Below are 1,739 nucleotides of genomic sequence, written 5' to 3'. Positions count from 1 at the left end.
TCCATATTTAAGGAGAAACAAACTCTGGGGTAACCACTTTTGGCAAAGGGGCTATTTTGTCGATAGCGTAGGGGTTAATGAAGAAATCATTCGACGCTATGTAAGACATCAAGAGAAAAAAGAGCGCGTGGAGCAGCAGCAACTGGCGTTGGACTAAACAAAGGCCCCCTTTTAGGGGGCTCACACAAAGCCACCTTCTTTAGAAGGTGGTAATTTACTTTAGGGAAGGGGGCTGAATACTCCGCGCTTTTTCCTTGAACTAAAGCTATTTGATTGAAAAATACGATTTGAAAAGCTCCTGTTGGGAGCCTTTTTTGTATCTGATGGTCGAGAGATGAGAGTAAAGAGAAGCAGGTACTAAAAAGGGCTAATGCTTTCACATTAACCCTTTGTATTTCTTTGTGTTGGTTCTACTTTTTGATGCTAAGTAGAGTGCCTGATTTACACTTGAACGAGTAGTAATGACGGCTTTCATTAAACTTACCCAAGCCTTCGCCATCGCAGTAGTCGATGTTGATGTCACGCATTACTTCTAGCGTATCTTCGCTGTTTAAAGCGAATTTAGAGCCATCAGAACAGACGATACGTACTCTTTCATCGTGGCTTACAGAGTAAATATCGACTTCAGTATTACACAGCTCAAAAGAGGCTTCACGAAAATTGTCTTGCTGAGTATTTGAAGCGCAACCCGCAGTAAGCGTTGCAGCGAACACTGCCAAAAGTCCGAGTCTTTTCATTGTTAATCCTTCACTATCATCAAGTTGGGTGATGAGTTTTTATATGCTATTTGAGGTAGCCTATACAACTACACGCTACGATTCAAGGCGCGTTCTTAGAGTCTAAGATATAAAAAGAGAGTAAGGAGGAGATAATTTATATTCTGAAGGCTGTATTGGCTAAGGTTGACACCAATAAAAAAGACCAACATCGAGTTGGCCTTTGTCTATCAAGCTGAATTCACACCATTATCTGAACTGTTTTGCTTCTGGCAGGTATTCAAAATCCGCTGAGGCAAGTTTAGCGATTAATGCGGCTTTGTCGATTTCGTAGAAGTTAACCACTCGGTCTAAATCTCCGCCGAAGTCGTCACGTAGCTTCATGTTGACGATGCTCATCAACATAACAGGATCCATCTTTTCAAAATTAGCGAGGTTCATATTAGTCCTCGAAATCTGAGATGAGTAGGTTAGCAGCTGCGAATGCCGCACGTTCGCGAGCTTCTTTAGGAAGAGATTCATCTGCTGCAAGGTCGTTTAATGTTTTTACTGCGCAGGTGATAGCTTGAGGGATGTAGCCTTGGTCGCCACTACCAATTTGAGAGTACAGTTCACGTACCAAATCACAACAATCGTATACTTTCATTTTTATACCTAACCAAATGATAACTGATCTCAATATACACATAGAGATAAGCAAAAACAAAGCGGATCTGACGAAGATCAGAGTTAGTTTGTCCTTGCTCAATATTGATCCGCCCCAGCAGTTTTGGACACTGAGTTAAGTGAGTACAATCACTAACGAGGTGAACAATGACAACTAAGAAAACTAGAATTAAACATTCCCCTGAATTTAAAGCAGAAACCCTGAAGTTAGCAGATAAAGTGGGAGTAGCTGCGACAGCAAGACAGCTTTCTTTACATGAATCTCAAATCTACGGGTGGCGAAAGAACTCGAAGAAAGACACCAGTACTAGTCCTCGAAGAAAGACACCAGTACTAGTCAGCGAGAGCAAGAACTAG

General features: G+C 41.7%; 4 protein-coding genes and 1 pseudogene. 2 read left to right on the top strand and 3 right to left on the bottom strand.

All coding sequences use genetic code 11. The features are described 5' to 3' along the window. A partial coding sequence (locus tag L1D55_RS27165) for a transposase (protein ID WP_239919503.1) occupies window positions 1-157 on the top strand: 157 nt, incomplete at its 5' end. A gap of 253 nt (window positions 158-410) precedes the next feature. Here the strand turns inward: L1D55_RS27165 and L1D55_RS27160 are convergent. From L1D55_RS27160 to L1D55_RS27150, 3 genes are all read right to left on the bottom strand, one after another. Further along, window positions 411-737, bottom strand: a complete 327-nt coding sequence (locus L1D55_RS27160; protein ID WP_008222921.1) for a hypothetical protein — start codon at window positions 735-737, stop codon at window positions 411-413. A gap of 228 nt (window positions 738-965) precedes the next feature. After that, on the bottom strand, window positions 966-1,157 hold the full coding sequence (locus tag L1D55_RS27155) for a DUF4250 domain-containing protein (protein WP_239919502.1): 192 nt from the start codon (window positions 1,155-1,157) through the stop codon (window positions 966-968). 1 nt (window position 1,158) lies between these two features. Beyond that, on the bottom strand, window positions 1,159-1,362 hold the full coding sequence (locus tag L1D55_RS27150; protein ID WP_004738556.1) for a YaeP family protein: 204 nt from the start codon (window positions 1,360-1,362) through the stop codon (window positions 1,159-1,161). A 167-nt stretch (window positions 1,363-1,529) separates the two neighbouring features. Between L1D55_RS27150 and L1D55_RS27145 the strand changes: the two are divergent. Continuing rightward, window positions 1,530-1,706, top strand: a pseudogene (locus L1D55_RS27145) (transposase); the annotation flags it as partial. Window positions 1,707-1,739 lie beyond the last annotated feature (33 nt).

It is taken from the genome of Vibrio sp. Isolate22 (genome assembly GCF_022398115.1).
Lineage (GTDB): Bacteria > Pseudomonadota > Gammaproteobacteria > Enterobacterales > Vibrionaceae > Vibrio.
This window is presented reverse-complemented; position numbering and strand designations above follow the sequence as displayed.

What these genes read in the sequence shown, in the direction of transcription:
- L1D55_RS27160 (WP_008222921.1), bottom strand. Translation starts at nt 737, where the DNA reads ATGAAAAGACTCGGACTTTTGGCAGTGTTCGCTGCAACGCTTACTGCG.
- L1D55_RS27155 (WP_239919502.1), bottom strand. Translation starts at nt 1,157, where the DNA reads ATGAACCTCGCTAATTTTGAAAAGATGGATCCTGTTATGTTGATGAGC.
- L1D55_RS27150 (WP_004738556.1), bottom strand. Translation starts at nt 1,362, where the DNA reads ATGAAAGTATACGATTGTTGTGATTTGGTACGTGAACTGTACTCTCAA.